Annotated in this window: 17 protein-coding genes; 1 reads left to right on the plus strand and 16 read right to left on the minus strand. The window is 63.3% G+C overall.

What is annotated here, in order from left to right:
• Nucleotides 1-4: 4 nt before the first annotated feature.
• The 10 genes from C6W55_RS11895 to C6W55_RS11940 form a co-directional block, all read right to left on the minus strand.
• Complete coding sequence (locus C6W55_RS11895) at nucleotides 5-991, minus strand: DUF58 domain-containing protein (RefSeq protein ID WP_286892762.1); 987 nt, start codon at nucleotides 989-991, stop codon at nucleotides 5-7.
• The gene (locus tag C6W55_RS11900; protein WP_015254459.1) at nucleotides 988-1,980 is read right to left on the minus strand and encodes an AAA family ATPase; all 993 of its coding nucleotides are present in this window, start codon (nucleotides 1,978-1,980) and stop codon (nucleotides 988-990) included. The genes C6W55_RS11895 and C6W55_RS11900 overlap by 4 nt, the downstream gene beginning before the upstream one ends.
• A gap of 23 nt (nucleotides 1,981-2,003) precedes the next feature.
• Nucleotides 2,004-3,743: a hypothetical protein gene (locus tag C6W55_RS11905; RefSeq protein ID WP_015254458.1), complete on the minus strand. Its 1,740-nt coding sequence runs from the start codon at nucleotides 3,741-3,743 to the stop codon at nucleotides 2,004-2,006.
• A 116-nt stretch (nucleotides 3,744-3,859) separates the two neighbouring features.
• Entirely contained in the window at nucleotides 3,860-4,804 is a 945-nt protein-coding gene (locus tag C6W55_RS11910) for an ABC transporter permease (RefSeq protein ID WP_286892763.1), read from the minus strand.
• Complete coding sequence (locus C6W55_RS11915) at nucleotides 4,801-5,733, minus strand: ABC transporter ATP-binding protein (RefSeq protein ID WP_286892790.1); 933 nt, start codon at nucleotides 5,731-5,733, stop codon at nucleotides 4,801-4,803. The genes C6W55_RS11910 and C6W55_RS11915 overlap by 4 nt, the downstream gene beginning before the upstream one ends.
• A 65-nt stretch (nucleotides 5,734-5,798) precedes the next feature.
• Complete coding sequence (locus C6W55_RS11920; protein WP_286892764.1) at nucleotides 5,799-6,683, minus strand: hypothetical protein; 885 nt, start codon at nucleotides 6,681-6,683, stop codon at nucleotides 5,799-5,801.
• Nucleotides 6,598-8,193: a DUF7408 domain-containing protein gene (locus tag C6W55_RS11925; RefSeq protein ID WP_286892765.1), complete on the minus strand. Its 1,596-nt coding sequence runs from the start codon at nucleotides 8,191-8,193 to the stop codon at nucleotides 6,598-6,600. The genes C6W55_RS11920 and C6W55_RS11925 overlap by 86 nt, the downstream gene beginning before the upstream one ends.
• Before the next feature lie 133 nt (nucleotides 8,194-8,326).
• Nucleotides 8,327-8,638: a YbjQ family protein gene (locus C6W55_RS11930; protein WP_015254454.1), complete on the minus strand. Its 312-nt coding sequence runs from the start codon at nucleotides 8,636-8,638 to the stop codon at nucleotides 8,327-8,329.
• A 65-nt stretch (nucleotides 8,639-8,703) separates the two neighbouring features.
• A complete protein-coding gene (locus C6W55_RS11935) occupies nucleotides 8,704-9,507 on the minus strand; it encodes an undecaprenyl-diphosphate phosphatase (RefSeq protein ID WP_286892766.1) in 804 nt (267 codons plus the stop codon).
• Nucleotides 9,508-9,592: 85 nt separating this feature from the next.
• The gene (locus C6W55_RS11940) at nucleotides 9,593-10,594 is read right to left on the minus strand and encodes a DUF4184 family protein (RefSeq protein ID WP_286892767.1); all 1,002 of its coding nucleotides are present in this window, start codon (nucleotides 10,592-10,594) and stop codon (nucleotides 9,593-9,595) included.
• A gap of 140 nt (nucleotides 10,595-10,734) precedes the next feature.
• Here C6W55_RS11940 and C6W55_RS11945 point away from each other — a divergent pair, with 140 nt between their 5' ends.
• Nucleotides 10,735-11,946, plus strand: coding sequence for an MFS transporter (locus tag C6W55_RS11945; RefSeq protein ID WP_286892768.1), 1,212 nt, complete (start codon nucleotides 10,735-10,737; stop codon nucleotides 11,944-11,946).
• Nucleotides 11,947-11,965: 19 nt separating this feature from the next.
• Here C6W55_RS11945 and C6W55_RS11950 read toward each other — a convergent pair whose 3' ends face one another.
• From C6W55_RS11950 to C6W55_RS11975, 6 genes are all read right to left on the minus strand, one after another.
• Nucleotides 11,966-12,247, minus strand: coding sequence for a DUF1294 domain-containing protein (locus C6W55_RS11950; protein WP_213484233.1), 282 nt, complete (start codon nucleotides 12,245-12,247; stop codon nucleotides 11,966-11,968).
• Nucleotides 12,244-14,604, minus strand: a complete 2,361-nt coding sequence (helD, locus tag C6W55_RS11955; protein WP_286892769.1) for an RNA polymerase recycling motor HelD — start codon at nucleotides 14,602-14,604, stop codon at nucleotides 12,244-12,246. Before helD ends, C6W55_RS11950 begins: the two co-directional genes overlap by 4 nt.
• Before the next feature lie 206 nt (nucleotides 14,605-14,810).
• The gene (gene nfsA / locus C6W55_RS11960) at nucleotides 14,811-15,563 is read right to left on the minus strand and encodes an oxygen-insensitive NADPH nitroreductase (protein ID WP_213484237.1); all 753 of its coding nucleotides are present in this window, start codon (nucleotides 15,561-15,563) and stop codon (nucleotides 14,811-14,813) included.
• 62 nt (nucleotides 15,564-15,625) lie between these two features.
• The gene (locus C6W55_RS11965) at nucleotides 15,626-16,000 is read right to left on the minus strand and encodes a hypothetical protein (RefSeq protein WP_015254447.1); all 375 of its coding nucleotides are present in this window, start codon (nucleotides 15,998-16,000) and stop codon (nucleotides 15,626-15,628) included.
• 84 nt (nucleotides 16,001-16,084) lie between these two features.
• Complete coding sequence (locus C6W55_RS11970; RefSeq protein WP_015254446.1) at nucleotides 16,085-16,717, minus strand: spore coat protein; 633 nt, start codon at nucleotides 16,715-16,717, stop codon at nucleotides 16,085-16,087.
• 134 nt (nucleotides 16,718-16,851) lie between these two features.
• Nucleotides 16,852-17,106 (minus strand): DUF7667 family protein, encoded by a 255-nt coding sequence (locus C6W55_RS11975; RefSeq protein ID WP_408646073.1) that lies wholly within the window; start codon nucleotides 17,104-17,106, stop codon nucleotides 16,852-16,854.
• Between the last annotated feature and the right edge of the window lie 21 nt (nucleotides 17,107-17,127).

Consider the following 17,127-nt stretch of genomic DNA (forward strand, 5'->3'; position numbering starts at 1 on the left):
CCGATCAACGCGGCCGCTGCAGCAATCCGTGCCGCGCCATGCGGACGAGCACCGTCTCCTCGAGCGGCACGGACGTATCGACGGCGAAATAGACGAAGCCGAGCTCCATGCATCTTCTTCGAATGGCCCGGACGTGTTCCTTCAGCGCTTCGTCATAGGCGCGCAGCGCGTTCTCGTGAACGGCCACATCCTTCGCCGCTTCCGTCTCGGCGTCAATGAGCCGAAGCTCGCCGCGCAGCGCCGGCCGCCACTCGTCCGGCGCGAGCACATGCACGAAGACAAGATGCTGTCGCGCCGCGGCGAACGCCTTGAGCGTCTCCTCAATCCCCGAGGCATACAGCCCGTCCGTCAGCAGCCAGCTGACGCCGGGCCGCGGCGGCAGCGCGCCGGGCACAGCAAGCGGGACCCGGAGATCCTCGGCGCCGGGATCGGCGGCAGGGCCAAGCGACTGTTCAAGGAATTCGAACAAGCGGTGCGCCGCGGCGCGTCCCCTGACCGGATGAAGACGGCCTTCGACGCTGCCGGCAAAGCGGACGGCCGCGGCGCGGTCGTCGCCGCAAAGGGCGGCATAGCCGGCGCACGCCGCAATCCGGGCGGCATAAAGCAGCTTGTTCGTGTCCGACCATGTGTCCGGATTCGTCTCCGGTTTTCCGGGCTCGAAACGCATGGACCGGGATACATCCAGATAGAACGTGACATCCGTCTCCTGTTCGTCCCAATATTGCCGGATATAAGCCCGCCCTGTGCGGCCGTAGACGTTCCAGTCCAGCCGCCGGATATCGTCGCCCGGCACATATGCCCGGTAGTCCGCGAATTCGAGCGAACTGCCGAGCGCGCCGGAACGCCGTTTACCCTGCTGCGTGCCGCGCGTCCGCCCGGACGCCGCAACGGCCAGCCGTTCGACGCCCCTCAGCAGCGATTCTCCGGGCCGAACCAGCTTGCCTTTGTTTCCCTCCGGGGCGGAATGACCGGCTCGGTCCGCCGCGCTCACGGCGAAACCCCCGCCGCCGCGAGCACTTCCGCGACCAGCTCATCCGGCCGGATGCCGGATGCAAGCGCTTCGTAGCCGAGCACGATCCGGTGCCGGAGCACGGGCGCGGCCGCCGCGGCAAGGTCGGCGCGCGAGACGTGCAGGCGGCCGTCGAGCAGCGCGCGCACCTTCGCGATGCCGACGAGCGCCTGCACGCCGCGCGGACCGGCGCCGTAGCGGACATACCGCCGAACGGCGTCCGGAACGTCCGGCTCGCCCGCGTGGGTCAGCATGACGATCTGGACCGCCAGATCCAACATATCGTCGGAGACGAGCACTTCCTTCGCGTACTGCTGGATGCGGTGCAGATCTTCAGCTCCCGCGGCCTTCTCCGCCTTCGCTTCGTGTGCGGAAGTGGTTCGCGCGACAATCTCCTTCAGTTCGGCGCGGCTCGGATAGGCGACGTCAATCTTGAGCAGGAAGCGGTCGAGCTGCGCTTCGGGAAGCGGGTAGGTTCCCTCCTGCTCCAGCGGATTCTGCGTCGCCAGCACGAAGAACGGCCGCGGCAGCGGATGCGTCTCGCCGCCCGCGGTCACCGTGCGCTCCTGCATCGCCTCGAGCAGGGCGCTCTGCGTTTTCGGCGTCGCCCGGTTGATCTCGTCCGCCAGGATGAGGTTCCCGAAGATCGGCCCGGGCTGGAACCGGAATGCGGCCGGCTCGCCGGCGGCGCCGAATTCGACGATGCGCGTTCCCGTAATGTCGGAAGGCATCAGGTCGGGGGTGAACTGGATGCGCGAGAACGTCAGATCCAGCGCGTCCGCCGCCGTGCGGATGAGCATCGTCTTGCCCAGTCCCGGCACGCCTTCCAGCAGCGCGTGGCCTCCGGCAATCAGGCACCACAGCAGTTGTTCGACGACCGTCTCCTGTCCGACGATCACCTTCGCGATCTCGCGCCGAACGGCATGGATCCGCTCGACGGCTTCCGCGATGTCCGCTTTCGATTCGATCATGGCATCCTCCCGTTCCGAATCGTTCACCGATCCGGCTGTATCTCATCGAAATAGTTCTTGACGCGCTCCTTCAGCGAAGGCGGCAGCGTGCCGGCCGACAATGCGCGCCGGGCGTCCGCCTCGTAAGACGCGTACACTTCTTCATAACTGCGCACGCCGCCGTCGACGGCCGGCGAGCTGCCGCCTTCGGTTACGGCGCCGCCGGACGCGGGACCGCCGTCGGTCGTCACTTCGCCTTCTCCCTCGTAGATGCGGGGCGTCGTGACGAGCGTCCGGCCGCCGCTGCCAAGCCCGGCTCCGCCGCCGGTACCGCTGCCCTGGCCCCTGCCGAGGCCGGAGCCGCTGCCCGATCCGCTTCCGGCGCCGCTGCCGCCTGAACTTCCCGTTGCGCTTCCGCTTGAACCGCCGCCGGCCGGGCTTCCCGAACCGGTGCCTTCAGCGCCGCCGCCCGCAGAGCCGCCGGATGAAGAGCCGTTTTGCCCCGACCCGCCGCCGGTTTGACCCTGCCCCGCATCACTGCTGCCGGTCTGCGTTCCCTCCGAACCCGGCTGCCCGCCGCCCGGTGAAGCCGTTCCTTCATCGTCACCGGCCGCGTCGGCATCCGCGATGCCGTTCCAGCCGCTGCCCGCAGTTCCCGCGGTATCCAGACCGAGCCGCGATCCGGCCGCCGCCAGCGCGGTTGCCGCCTGTTCAGCCAGCGCTTGCAGCTCCTCCGCCGACAAGGCGGCTTCCATCGCCTGTCCGATCGCTTCCGATGCAGCTTCGAGTTCGCCGTTTCCCAAAGCGTCCGCAGCTCCTTCAAGCGCTTCACGCAGCGCATCTTCTCCGGCTTCCGGCGCCTTGCCGGCGAGCTCCCGCAGCCGTTCCGCGAGCGCCTCCCGCTGTTCGGGGCTGAGCCGCGCAATCAGGCTTCCCAAGCGCTCCGCCGCTTCGGCAACCCCGCGCCTGTCGCCGCGTTCCAACGCCTGTCCGAGTTCGCCGAGTTCGGGCGTCCGCTGCATCTCGTTCGCCAATGCTCGGAGCGCTTGCTGCTCCTGCTTCAGTTCGGCGGCGAGACGCGCAATTTCCCGCTCGGCCGCCTCCCATTCGGCGCGCAGCGCATCCGGCTCCATCCGGAGCGCCTGCTCCCGCAGTTGGTTCAGCGGCTCGGTCAGCGCCTTGCGCTCTTGTTCCGTCAGTCCGCCGGATTGCTCCAGTTCGTCAAGCGCCTGTTCGATGCGGCCGATCTCGCCGCTCAGCGCCGCGCGGGCGGCCAGCCGTTCATCCATCGGGTTCGGCAGGAGCAGCAAAATCGCCGCAGCACACCAGATGGCGGCAAGACCAAGCAGGTATCGCCGCTGCTCCCGACCGCGCGGCCACGGAATCCGCTCGCCCAGCCCGGCCGCGAAACGGGCTGCCTCCGCTTCGGCGTCGGCGCGCTGCAGGCGCGTGATCGGCGTATCCAGATGCAGCAGGTCGAGCGCCGTGACGATGGCATCGTTCGTGCCGGCGCGATCCATCTCGCGGGCCGCCGCGCGTTCATCGATGCGCGGCCGGAAGGAAGCCGCCGCACCGGCGGCGATTCCCAGGGCGGCTAGCGCTGCGGCGATGATCGGCGCATCCTCGACCGGCAGGAAGCGAGTCGCCGCAAGCAGCAGGACCCCCGCGCAACTTCCGGCCAGAAGCCCGGCGGCTGTGCGCCGCACGAGCCGGACAGCCATGAGGCGCCGGCGCACCGGTGTCAGCAATTTCAGAAGCTGCGGCTCATGCAATGTTCGGGACATGCTCCCCCTCCTTCCGGTCCGGCAGGAATGGATTCCGGGATGAACCTCCACGGTTATTTAACACAATTAATGATTTATATCATTATCCTTTCATGTAATGAGTCATCAGATTGCCATCAGCCTTGGCCTGCCGCCTTCTTCCGTTTCCGTTTCAGCACGGGCCGGATGTGCCGGATGCTGAGCAAGACCGCGATGACGGTCAGTACCGAGTAGACGAGGAAATATTCCTGCCACAGCTCGATCGGCGCTTCGGCGGCCGATGATGAGCCGGACCAGGCGACACGAAATATGCTGCGCGACAGATCGGGCTCGAAGATGCTGATGAGCGCCGCCGCCGGATTCAGCCCCATCAAGAAGCCGGTCCAATTATAATAGCCGGGCGGATTCGGTTGACTTGCGACCGAGTTTACGATCATCAAGTTCAATATGAGATACAGGAACGCCGTGCCGCCATACATGAACAGCGTCAATCCGTACGATGTGATGACGGACAGCATGGTGCGTTTCATCCATGTGGAGAACAGGACGCCGAACGACCCGAACGCCAGCATTGTGAACAGATAGAAAGCGAACACCGTCCCGACCTGTCCCGGCGAAATGCCGCCGTACAGGAAGACGATGCTGAATACCGGCATGGTCGAAATGACGAGCAAGGTCATGAAACCGAGCGATGATACCAGCTTGCTCAGGATGATGCTCGTCGAGCTCTGCTGCGTCGTGAGCAGCAGATTCAGCGTCTGCTTCTCCCGTTCGCCGCTGACGACGCCCGCCGTAAGCCCGGGCGTCATGAACGCGATCAGCCCGAGCTGCGCGACGCTGATGAACAGGAACATCGTCCTGCTCCGGCCGGGATCGAAGGCGGTTGATCCGAGTCCGTAATCCATGCGGAAAATGTACAGAAATCCGAACGCCAGAATGCCGAGGGCCGTCAGGTAGAACAGCAGCGCCCACATCGAACGCGGGGTCCGCATGCGGAGCGTGAATTCCTTGCCGAGCACCGGATTGATAAGCTTCGTCCGCCAGTCATGCAGCGGACGTTTGGCAGCCGACTGTCCGTTCATGCCTCCACCCCGATTCCTTTGGTCATTTCGAGGAAGACGTCTTCCAGATTCGTCTGGGCCTCACTGAAGGCGATCGGCCGGAACCCCTGTTCGACGAGCCGGACGAGCAGCTCCGCCTGCTCCTCGTCGCCGCCTGCGAACTGGAACCGTACGAGTTGCCCGTCCCGCACGACGCGTCCCACATGCTGCTCGCCTTCGAGCAGCTTGACCGCTTCTTCCGCGCGTCCGGCCAGCCGAATCTCGAGGATGCGCCCCGCCTGCAGCCGGTATTGAATCTCGGCGACGCTGCCCTGGGCGATCATCCTTCCCTGTTCGATGACGCCGATCTCATCCACCATCTCCGCCAGTTCGGGCAGGATGTGGGAGGAGATGATGATCGTTTTGCCCATTGCCTTCAATTCTTTCATGATCTCACGCATCTCAATCCGCGCGCGGGGATCGAGGCCGGATGCCGGCTCGTCGAGGATGAGCAGGTCCGGGTCATGGACGAGGCAGCGCGCCAGGCAAAGCCGCTGCTTCATGCCGCGCGAGAGCGTGTCGACATAGGCGTCCTTCTTGTCGGACAGGTTGACGAGCTCGAGCAGTTGCGGGATGAGCGCTTCGCGCTCCGCCCGCGGAATGCCGCAGCTCGCGCCGTAGAAATGCAGATATTCCGTCGTCCGGAATTGATCGTAGACGCCGAAGAAGTCCGGCATGTACCCGATCCGCCTGCGCACTTCCTTCGGATTTTCGGTCACGTCGATACCGTCCACCCGGACGATGCCGTCATCCGGCGCAAGCAGCGTCGCCAGAATCGCCATCGTCGTCGATTTGCCGGCGCCGTTCGGTCCGATGAACCCGAACACGGTCCTGCGCCGGATCGTCAGATCGATCGATCGGAGCGCCTGGAAATTGCCGAACCGTTTCGTAAGCCCCCGGATCTCGACCATGAGACGGTCGGAGCCGCCGGCGGGATCCACCTGCCGCGCGTCTTCCGCTTGCGCCAACCGTTCCGTCATTCGACCGTCCCTCCTCCCAGTTCCAGATCAGGCAGACGATAGCGCATTCTGTCGGTCGCCTCAAGCTGCATCCGCACCGTATGCTGATCCGTCAGGTACGATTCCGCCGGTTCGGGCAGCGTGTACGAAACGTCATTCATCGGGACCGGCTCCCATTCGCCGGCGGCATCGTTCCATACGGACAGCGTCGCATTGCTGAACGCCGCCGGTTCCTGCTGACGGATGGTGAAGGAACGGAACGGCTCATCCCGCCAGGGAAGCGGATACTCGAAGCTGAGCGTCCCGTCGGCCATTTCCAGAAGATTGTCATTGACATATCCGAATTCAAGCATGGCGTTTTGAGTGATAACGGGCTGCACGATGCCGGGTATGCCGCCTTCGACATCGGCAATCGACAAGTCCAGAGGCTGCGCCCACAGCGTCACATTGTCGGACGGCACCGACGAGCCGTTCACTTCGAACCAGCCTTCCCTGTCGGAACTGAACCCGACGATCATCGGAACCGCCCCGCCAACCGATCCGTTGAGCCCGTTGTTCCGGCCGTCATTCAAATAGGCGTCCAGCAAGCCGCGCTCCCGGACATAAAGGTCAGTCCTGCCCCGATAAGGGAAGATCATGCTGCCGAACGAGCCGTAGCCGGTATTGAACTGCCCGCCGCTATACGGGATGTTGACCGCTCCCGTTTCTCCGCGTTTCAGATCGCCGATATGATACGCCATGCCGTTCATCAGCACGTTGACATGCGTCAGATCGGCCGCTGTGTGATTCGTCACTTCAATATCGAGGTAATTGCCGTTATAGGCGATCGCCGTATCGTATTGGCCGTATCCGGGTGAAGAACCGAGATGCACCCACGCCTTGCGGATGGACCAGTACGGCACATTCCGCCATACAGCCGTCGCATCCCCTTCCGTCAATCCGGACGAACTTGTCGCCCCTGAGCCCGGCGACGCCGCTTTGAACGATATCGTCATCCCGCAGCGGAACCGAAAATCCCGCTCCCTCGAACGTGACGCTGACCTTTCCGCCGGACGGCACGAACACGGCCGCGGCCGCGGACCGGTCCGCCCAGCCGTCACCCGAAAGCTGCACGGTACGGACGCTGTGCGCTTTCACGGTCCGCTTGTCTGCGGAACCCACGGTGAAAATGACGACGCTGCAAATGACGGAAAGGACGGGAATGAGCCACCACATCCATTCGCGACGGTCGAACTTTTTTAATATCAGATACAGGATCGGCGCGGCGAGGAGCACATAAATGATGAAGAAGAGCGACAAATTTCCGATCTTCGGCGGCTTCAGGGACGGGAAGTGGCTCAGAATCGAATCGTATTGCCAGAAATCATAGCCATACCCGTAGTGCACATTCACCGTGATCGGGTGCAGCCCGACGCCGTTCAGCATCCGTTCCCACAGCTTGGGGCCTCCTCCCCAGCTCGCAAGCGGCTCGACAGACGGGTCGAACGCCACATACAGGACGCTGCCCGACCCGTACGCGCGGACAGCTGAAATAGGAACGCCGTCCGCCAGTGTGACGATGCCGGCTTGCAGATCCCCGGTCGATACCGTCATCGGCATTCCGGCCGGCAGCGGCTCTTCGCCGATCGCTTCCAGGATCCGGGCCGACTCGAGCTCGGCCGTTCCGCCGGGCGCGACGGGCACAAGATCAGCGAACGCGGCGGCGGTCTTCGCATAGCCGGCTCCGCCGGATACGACCAGCCGGCCGCCGCGGATCACCCAGCCCCGGATCGCGTCAATCCGTTCCTGCGGCCAGTTTCCGGTCGGCACGTCGTTGAGCACCAGCATGTCCAGTGCGCCGAGCTGCAGCGAATCCGCCGGCAGATCGTCCTCCTTCAGCACGATCGTCCGGAAGTTGTAGCCGCGCGTCATGAGCAGCGCGAGAACATTCATCGTATCCGGGTCGCGCGCCACGACGCCGACAGTTGTCGAATTGTCGCCCGAACCCTGCAGGTAAGGTTGGCCGAACACGACCGGAACCTGCCGTCCGGACCCCGCTCCGCCTTCATCGAACCGGATTCGGTTGTTGTCCTTGTTGTACACCATGCCCGGCACGGTCATCTCGACGATCATCGGCGTGTCCGCGGGCAATTCGGCGGGAACGGCGATCTCCTTCGGAAACCCGTCGTCATACGCGAACACGACATCGCCTTGCAAATCCCGGCCCGTGCGGTTCGTGAGCGTCAGTCTGAGCCGCGTATATTTCCCCTCTTTATAGACGGACTGAAAACCGAGTTCCCACCGCATCTCGATGCCGGTCTCCGTCTCCGCTGCGGCGGCCGGGTGATCGGGCCACAGCAGCAGCAATGCCAGCAGCGCAGCCAATGCGGCAGGCAGCCAAACCTTGATCCATCGGCCGAGAACGTCTGCCAAGTGAGGTCTACCCCCCGTACGCAGTCTGAATCTGTTTTATATTTGACGCCGTGGCGGGATTTAAAGTTGCACTAATACAAGACAGCTCCGAACGACGTCGGAGCTGCAAGCCGAATTGTGGTCTCATGATGTCTTACACGCGGACCGCCGTGCCGCTCACGGCGACCATCAGCATGCCTTCCCGCACCACTTCGTAGTCGATGTCGATGCCGACGATGGCGTTCGCGCCCATCCGCCGCGCCTGCTCGACCATCTCGCCGATCGCGATGTCGCGGGCATCCTTGAGCTTGTTCTCGTAGGCGCCGGAACGTCCGCCCACGACGTCGGTGATCGATGCGAGGAAGTCGCGCACGATGTTCGCGCCCATGATCGCTTCACCGGTGACGATGCCGATGTAATCCAGAATCGGTCTGCCTTCAAGCGTAGGGGTGGTCGAAAGATACACGGGCTTCATCTCCTCAAACGGTTTTGCTTCATATACGGATCAGGGGGCGCAGCGTTTCAGGGAAGTCACGACATCACCAGCCAGTAAAAGAGTCCCGCAATAACGAAACGGTACAGCGCAAACCAGGTCAGCCTCAGCCGCTTGATCAGGTTCAGAAACGTCACGACGGCCAGCATCGCGACGATGAACGACGCGGCCCCGCCGACCAGGAACAGCACGAGGTCGTCCTTCGTCAGCAGGTCGCGGCTGTCGTACAGGTCGAGCACGGTGGCGCCGAACATGACCGGCACGGAGATGATGAAGGTGAAATCCGCCGCCGCCTTCCGGCTCGTGCCGAGCAGCATGCCGCCCGAGATGGTCGAACCCGAGCGGGAGAAGCCCGGCCAGAGCGCAAGACATTGGAAGAGGCCGATGCCGAGCGCTTGCTTGTATGTAATGTCGTCGGTATTTTCGCTCGTCACCCTGCGCTTTGCCAGCTCCGCCGCGATCATCAGGATCCCGCCCGCGACAAGGCTGATCAGCACCGGACCGGGGCCGAACAGAACGTTCTTGATAAGATCCTTGAACAGCAGATACACGATGAGTGCGGGCAGCATGGCCAGAATCATGTGGATGACGTTCAGTTTGTCCGGCACGTTCAGCTTCAGGCGGACCATATCCTTTAGAATGTCCATATAACGGCGAAAATAGAGCACGAATACCGCCAATACGGCGCCGAGCTGGACGACAATCTTGAACGTGTCCGCCGACCCGCCTTCATACCCGAGCAGATTCCCCGCCAGAATCATGTGTCCGGTCGACGATACGGGCAGAAATTCCGTCAGGCCTTCGACGATTCCGAGAATGATGACTTTGAACAGATCTTCCAATCTTCACACACTCCTGACGTTGTTCCAATCTTATCTGCGAAAACGCACCCCGCCTTGTCCACTCTATACCGCCCGCATGCGCCGGTCAACCGGTCGAGGTCCAGTCCCGCGGAACGCCCGGCTTCACGCCGCCACTGCCCGGCGGCAAGGAGCGTGCGGCGGCCGCGCATCCCGCGGCGATCAGACTGACGCACCACAATGAAGCAATCCAGCAGGCCGTCAGCGCCGGCTCGCGCATCCGCCCGGCGGATGCCATATCGAGCAGCTTCGGCAATACCGCCTCGGCCAGGTTGTATCCGGCCATGACGATCAGCAGCGCCGCCAGCGCCGTCCATGCCGCTCCCGGGCGATGGCGCGTCAGCGCCGCAATCATCCAGCCCGTGACGAGCGCCGTGAACGGGGCCACGTTGATCGCGCCGGGCAGATTAACGGGCGGATCGATCACGACCTTCGCCGCCAGCACGACGGCCATGACCACGGCGGCGATCAGACGGAAACGGCGCTTGTCGGCCGGCGGATGCGCGGGCGATCGGCTTCCGCCGGATTCCGCCGACCGGAAAGCGCGCCAGCGCAAGAACACATACAGCGCGATCGCGGCGGCACCAAGGGCGGAGAGGACGAATTGCAGCGACTCATAGACGACGAACCGGCCGATGCCCGGCGCATGCAGCCACGCGAACCGGTTGGTGAAGACCGTATGGCCATGCGTCCAGCCGTCCATGAACAGATGGGTCAGAAACCCGATGAATAGCGACGCGATGAACGCCAGCCAATCGCCTGCCGTCCGCAGCGGCCGCATCGACAGCCGTTCGGCGAACCGGTCAAGCCCGCCGCAGGACGGCAGCAAAAGCGGCAAGGTCGGCAGCAGCAGCCGCCCCATGACGAGCGCGGCGGCCGAGCACAACGGCAGATGGATGAAGAAGAATCCCGCAAACGTATGGCCGATCGTCCGGTACGGCTCCATCGCGGCGAAATATTCGAAGTCCGGCGCCATGCTGCCGAGCACCAGCCCCGATGTGCGCAATGTGTGCGGCATCAGCCGCTTGAGCGGCGCCGCGAAGAACGGATGGGCGAACGTATGCGGCATGGCGATTCGTCCTTTCCGTTTCAGCGTACCGTTTCATCATAGCGCGTCCGATCATTTTTTTCCAGTGACAATGGAAGCAAACGGGAGTAGAGTTGATAGGGAACGCATCATCCACAGGACATCTCCGGGAGACGTGAAATATGCAGCCTCAAATCGCAAAAACGGAAACCATTCAAGCGGGACAACCGCTGATTGCGGCCCGGCAGGCGGATCATGTCCTGTTCGTCGCCGTCACCTTATTATACTGGACGACCATGTACATCTATGTCCCGATTCTGACCCCGTACCTCGAGTATCGGGGCCTGAGCCTGCAGGCAATCGGACTGGTGCTGGGCAGCTACGGCTTCGTTCAGCTCCTGTGCCGGTTCCCGCTCGGCATCTGGTCCGACCGGCTTCGGCGGCGCAAGCCGTTCATCCTGCTCGGGATGGCGAGCGGCGCCCTCAGCTGCCTGCTGTTCCTGCTTCCGGATTCGTGGCTGTGGACGCTGGCCGGGCGGGCGGTGTCCGGCATCTGCGCCTCGACATGGGTGGCGTTCACGGTGCTCTACGCCGGCTACTACGCCGAGACCCAAGCCGTCCGGGCGATGAGCAACATCAGCTTCATGATCGTGGCCGGTCAGCTCATCGGCATGGGCTTCAGCGGATGGCTGGCGGATGTTGCCGACTGGAACGCGCCCTTCATCGCAGGCGCGGCCATCGCCGCCATCGGACTTATCGCCGCCTGCTTCATTCGGGAGCCGAAAGGCGGCGTCGCCCGCACGCCGATGACGTTCGCCGACGTCGGCGCCGTCGTGCGCGAACCGATGCTGATCAAGGTGTCGCTGCTTTCCATACTCGGCCACTGCGTACTGTTCATCACGATGTTCGGTTTCACGCCGCTCAAGGCCGTGAACGATCTGAACGCCTCGAACGCCGAACTGACCTGGATCGTCTTCGCGTTCATGATCCCGCACGCCTTCGCGTCGCTGTACAGCGGGAAATGGGTCGCGCCGAACATCGGCGTCTGGAATACGCTGATCCTCGGATTCGTGCTGAGCGGCGCATGCACCGCGGCCATCGCATGGACGCCGTCGCTGCCGGTGCTGATGGCGACGCAGGCGCTGAACGGACTGGCCCAGGGGCTGTACCTGCCCCTCCTGCTCGGGGCGGCCATCCAGGACGTGCCGGGACCGAAGCGCGCGACCGCGATGGGCTTCTATCAGGCCGTGTACTCGGCCGGCATGTTCGGAGGCCCCTATCTCGCGGGCTTCCTGAACGACTGGTACGGCATCGACAGCGGGTTTTACTGCGGCGCCGCGTTCGCCTTCATCGCCGCGGTCCTGTCCTTCCTGTGGCGGAAACGGACGGACTGATGCCGCAGACCGGTCTTCTTCAGCCCGCCATCCGAAAGGCCGCGGCAAGCAAGACGGCATGCAGCACGGTCATGACCGGCAGGCCGACCGCGAACATCCGGTGCTTCGTCTTGTGGCGGAACAGGCGCATCCCGATCCATCCTCCCGCGGCGCCGCCGAGCAGCGCCCACAAAAGCAGCCGCCGTTCGGAAATCCGACGGCGGCCCAGCCGGGCGCGGCGTTTGTCCGCACCCATCATCCCCATGAGCGCGATGCTCATTACCGCGACGTACGCGGACAGCCAGACGGCGGCTTCCGTCATACGAACTGCTCCAGCCGGTACGTCTCCGCCGGCACTTCCGCAAGGAACCGGCACGGCCGGCCGACGGCGAAGACATGCAGCGCGTGCATCGCCCGCGTGCACGCCGTGTAGAACAACCGCCGCTCGCTCTCCCGCGCATACACATCCTCGGAGGCGTTGTAGATCAGCACCGCGTCGAATTCGACGCCTTTGGCCAGATACGCCGGAATGACGCAGATGCCTTTCTCGAACTGCGGCGTATGTTTCGTCACAAGGCGGACCGGCAGTTTGTCCGCCAGTGCCGCGTACGCTTCTTCGCTCTCGGCGGCGGTGCGGCAGATGACGGCCGCGGATTCGTACCCTTCCCGCATGAACCGCTCCAGCGATTCCCCGATGCGCCGGTGCAGCGTCTCCTTGTCGTGGACGATCAGGACGGACGGCTTCTCGCCGCTCCGATTGAACGGCTCGATCTCGCTTCCGCCTTCAATCATGGCGCGGGTGAACTCGACGATTTCCCGCGTCGAGCGGTAGCTGCGGGTGAGCCGGATCCATTCCGTCTGCTCGGGACCGTACAGACGGGTGAGCGGGTCCCCTTCCTCCAGCACCGAATCCTGCGCGTGGATCGACTGGTTCATGTCGCCGAGCGCCGTCATGCGGGCGCGCGGGAACAGCCATTTCAGAAACTCGAGCTGGAACGGCGTGTAATCCTGCACTTCGTCGATCAAGACATGGCGGACATTCGTATTCACACGGAACCCTTTCAACCGTTCGTTCAAATAAAGAAAAGGCGTCGCGTCCTCGTACAGCAGCCGGCCCTCGTCGATCATGCGCACCGTCAGTTCGGCGATCGCCGGCCATTCCTCCGGCAGCGGCGCATCCTGCGCGAGCGAAGCCGCCAGATCCGGATCCGCGTGAAGCCGGCGGTAGAGCCCCTTCGCGTCGACGAACCGGAGCACCCGGATGCGCGCGCGGACCGGCTTCAGCTCGGTGTTTACGATCGCCTCCGCCAGCAGATCCCGCTCTGCTTCGGCATCGTCGAAGGTGGCGCGCGTCAGGTGCCTCCGCTTCGCCCGCAGTTTCGCATAGGCGCGCTGATAGTCCGTCCGGTTCATGTACTGCATTTCTTCTTCCACCCAGGCTTCGGACTTCTGCGCCTGTTCGAACGCCTTCACCTGCTCGAGCAGCCATTCCTTGACGAGCTCGATCCGGTTGGCCAGCCGGATCGAGCGGTCCAGGCCGTAAAATTTCTCGGCGATGGCGGAAGCGGACACGATCGTCCGGCCCCTGAATTTGACCGGGCGGAACATCATGCCGGACGTTTCCAGACTGCGGAGGTACGCCTGAATCAGGGCGAGATAACCGGAAGAAGACTTGAAGCGGATGGCGGCCAGCCGCGTCTTGTAGCCGGCGTCGCCCTCGCGCGTCAGGACGTATTCGAGCTGGTCGTACGCATCCTCGACCCGAAACTGCTTGCCGAGGCGCAGCTCCAGATAGTCCTGGAACGTCGTCTGGATCATGTTCGCTTCGCCGAGTTCCGGCAGCACGGACGAGACGTAGCTGTTGAACATCGGGTTCGGGGAGAACAGCACCATCTGGTCTGAGCTGAGCGTGCCGCGATACCGGTAGAGGAGATACGCGACCCGCTGCAGGGCGGCGGACGTCTTGCCGCTGCCGGCCGCTCCCTGGACGATGAGCATGCGGCTCCGGTCATTGCGGATGATCCGGTTCTGTTCGCGCTGGATCGTCGCCACGATGCTCCGCATCGCCGAATCCGACGTGCGGCTGAGCACCTGCTGCAGCAATTCGTCGCCGATCGTCACGCCGGTGTCGAACATGTAGCGGATCCGGCCGCCCTTGATGATGAATTGTCGCTTCAGTTCCAGTTCGCCGGAGACGACGCCGGAAGGCGTCTCGTATTCGGCCGGCCCGGGCGGATAGTCGTAATACAGGCTGGAGACGGGCGCGCGCCAGTCGTAGACGAGAAACTCGTCGCTTCCCTCTTCTCGGTAGGAGGCGATCCCCAGATAAATCGATTCGGCCTTGCGCTCGCCCTGCTCGCGGAAATCGATGCGGCCGAAGTAGGGCGAGTCTGCGAGACGCTTCAGCTTGTCGACATATTCGGCCGAGTGCCGCTCGGTCCGTTCGCGTTCCGCCAGCAGGTCCGCCTGCTGCTTCATGCTGAAGTACGTTTCCTGGATGTCATCGAACGTGCTGAAGTTGACCGTGACCTCGTCCCAGAAATGTTTGCGGATTTCGTGGGCCTCGGACCGAACGGCGCCGATCTCGTTCTCCAGCCGGCCGATGGTCCGTTTGATGCTTTCGGTGACGCGGTCTGCGCGAGCCTGCTCTTCCTTCCACTGCGGATCCGCTTGGTCCATCCTGATCCGACACTCCTCTCGCTTGCGAATTTGAGAAAATAAAAAAGTGTTGACACAAACGGTTTAACCCGTTATAATTATAATGAGAACTACTTTGCTCAATTTCAGCAAGAGTTCCATTTTTTTATTTTATCAGATCACCCCGAAACATTCAACCTCCCGTCCTTGCGGACGGGAGGTTTTGTTGTTTCCGGCCTTCGTCGCATTCAATCCGTCAATTCGAACCCCTGCTCCTTCAGAAATCGGCCGATTCTGCGGGGCGGCCGGGTCAGCCTCTCCCGCATCTGCTCCGACCATCCGGCGGACTGGCGGCCGCCGCTGCGCTCCTTCAAATAAGCGGCATGCGCGTTATCGTAGTCCGCGACCGCGTCGGCGTATGCGGATGCGTCGTACCGGTTCTCGTGCAGAACCGCTTGGACCGGCAGCCGCGGACGCATGAGCGGCGCCTGGTCCGGCCGCCCGATGCACATGCCGAAGAGCGGCGCGACGCGCGGCGGCAAGCCGAGCAATGCGGCAGTCTTCGCAATGTCGTTCCGGATGGCGCCGATGTAGCAGATGCCGAAGCCGAGTGATTCCGCGGCGACCGCCGCGTTCTGCGCGGCAAGCGCCGCATCGATCGCGGCGATCGTAAACGCTTCGGCATTGCACGACATGTCGGACGGTTCAAGTCCCGCCGCGATCCGGAGACGCTCCATGTCGGCGCACCAGACGAGAAATTCGGGACAGGTCACCACATATTGCTGCTGACCGGCAACGGCCGCCAGTTCGGACCTCAGATTCCGATCCGTTACGCGGATGACGCTGTACGCCTGCATGTTGGACGAAGTCGAAGCCTGCTGTGCCGCCCGCAGAATTTCGCGCAGCGCCCCGGCCGGCACGGGCTCGTCCCGAAACGCGCGGATCGACCGATGGCTCATGAGCAGATCCAGCACTGCTGATTCGTACCGGGCATCATGCATGAAAATTCACCTCATGAACCATCATATCCCATCCCGCGGTCCGGCGAAAGCGCCGCTTCGTCCTAGACCATGGCGCCGCCTTCCTTGGCGATACGAACCGCCTCTTCATAATCCTGCTCGTCAACGACGACTGTCAGCAGCACGTCCCGGCCGGTTACCCGGTTGTCCGGTCCGCCCGTGCTGAGGCCGCTGGCGCTGACATCGGCGGCGGCGAGAATGCCCGCGCTGCTGTTCGTAAAGTCGCTGCCGAGCACCATGAAGCCGAGACCGGGAAAATCCCCGTTGATCGGATTCATGATGTCGTGCATCCCGCCGCCCGGATACCGGTCGATTCGCCGGATCGATCTGTCGCTGATGCGCAGATGGGCCATCCGGTCCAGCGCCGCTTCCGCTTCCGACTCGCTCTTGAAATAGGCCAGCACATTTCGTTCCGCCATTGCCCGAAACTCCTTTCTGTCGGTGTCCATTCCGCCGATGCGCGAAAACGACCCGGCAAGCGGGTCGTTCTCCCACAATCGTTCTTATTGCAGCGTGTTCAGGATTTGCTGCGGCTGCGACTGCTGCTGTTGCCATTGCACGCCGCTCGGGCTCGTCGGCACATTCTGCGGCGTGCCGGCGGGCTGATAGATGTTCGACATCGTCTGCGTCGTCACATCTTTCATCGTCGGCACTTGGTAATAACCCTGTTCGTTCATGTATTGCCAGATTTCATACGCTTGCTCCGCGCAATTGATCGCACCCTGCTGCATGGCGCGGCGGATGTCCGGATTTGCGCATTCGAGCGCGGCGAGCATCTTCTTCGACGCGGACGCTTTGTGCAGTCCGAGCACGATGCTGGCGATGTCCCGGTCGTCGAGCTGGTCGGGCGACGTGTTCGGGCTGACCGTGCCCGGATGGTCAAGGCCGTAGGTCGGCTGGAACGCGTTGTTGACCGCGCGGTAAGGCGCCGCATGACCCGCACCCTGGCGATGCAGCAGGTCCACCATCGCGTTGTAGCCGGTCACGGTGAACTGCAGTTGATGATCGAGAATTTGGGCCAGGCGCTGATCCCGCACGCGCGGACGCAGCAGCTGCAGCTGGTTGATCGCATCGACCGTGCCGTTCAGCACTTCGTGAATTTCCATCACTTCGTGTGCGCCAAGATTCGCAGCCATTATGTACTGCCTCCTTGATGAATCAATTTTTGTCGCCGGTTTTGGCCGGCCAGATGTAGTATGTCCGGCCCTTTTCCGGATATGCGCGCAAAATTTCCCTCCGGGCTGAAAACGTCCGCGCGGAGATCCGCCGATCAGCGCGTCATCTTCTCGATCTGCCGGCAAATCTCGTGCTGCCATTCCGTATCGTTCGTCATGGCCGCCAGGAGCGAAAGATTTTTCAGGTGGGCAAGCTGCCGGCAGTAGGAAGCGTTCAACGCCAGGCAATGCTCCAGATCCTTCTCCTCGGCTTCCGTCAGCGGACGCCGGCTCCGGATCACCCACAGCTCGGCCAGGCGCTCATGTACGGGCAGGATCGGCATCCGTCCCCCTCCTTTCCATGTCAACATTATGGCCGTTCCCTCCTGCCG

Origin of the sequence: Thermobacillus sp. (assembly GCF_003390775.1) — a bacterium.
GTDB classification, from domain to species: domain Bacteria; phylum Bacillota; class Bacilli; order Paenibacillales; family Paenibacillaceae; genus Thermobacillus; species Thermobacillus xylanilyticus.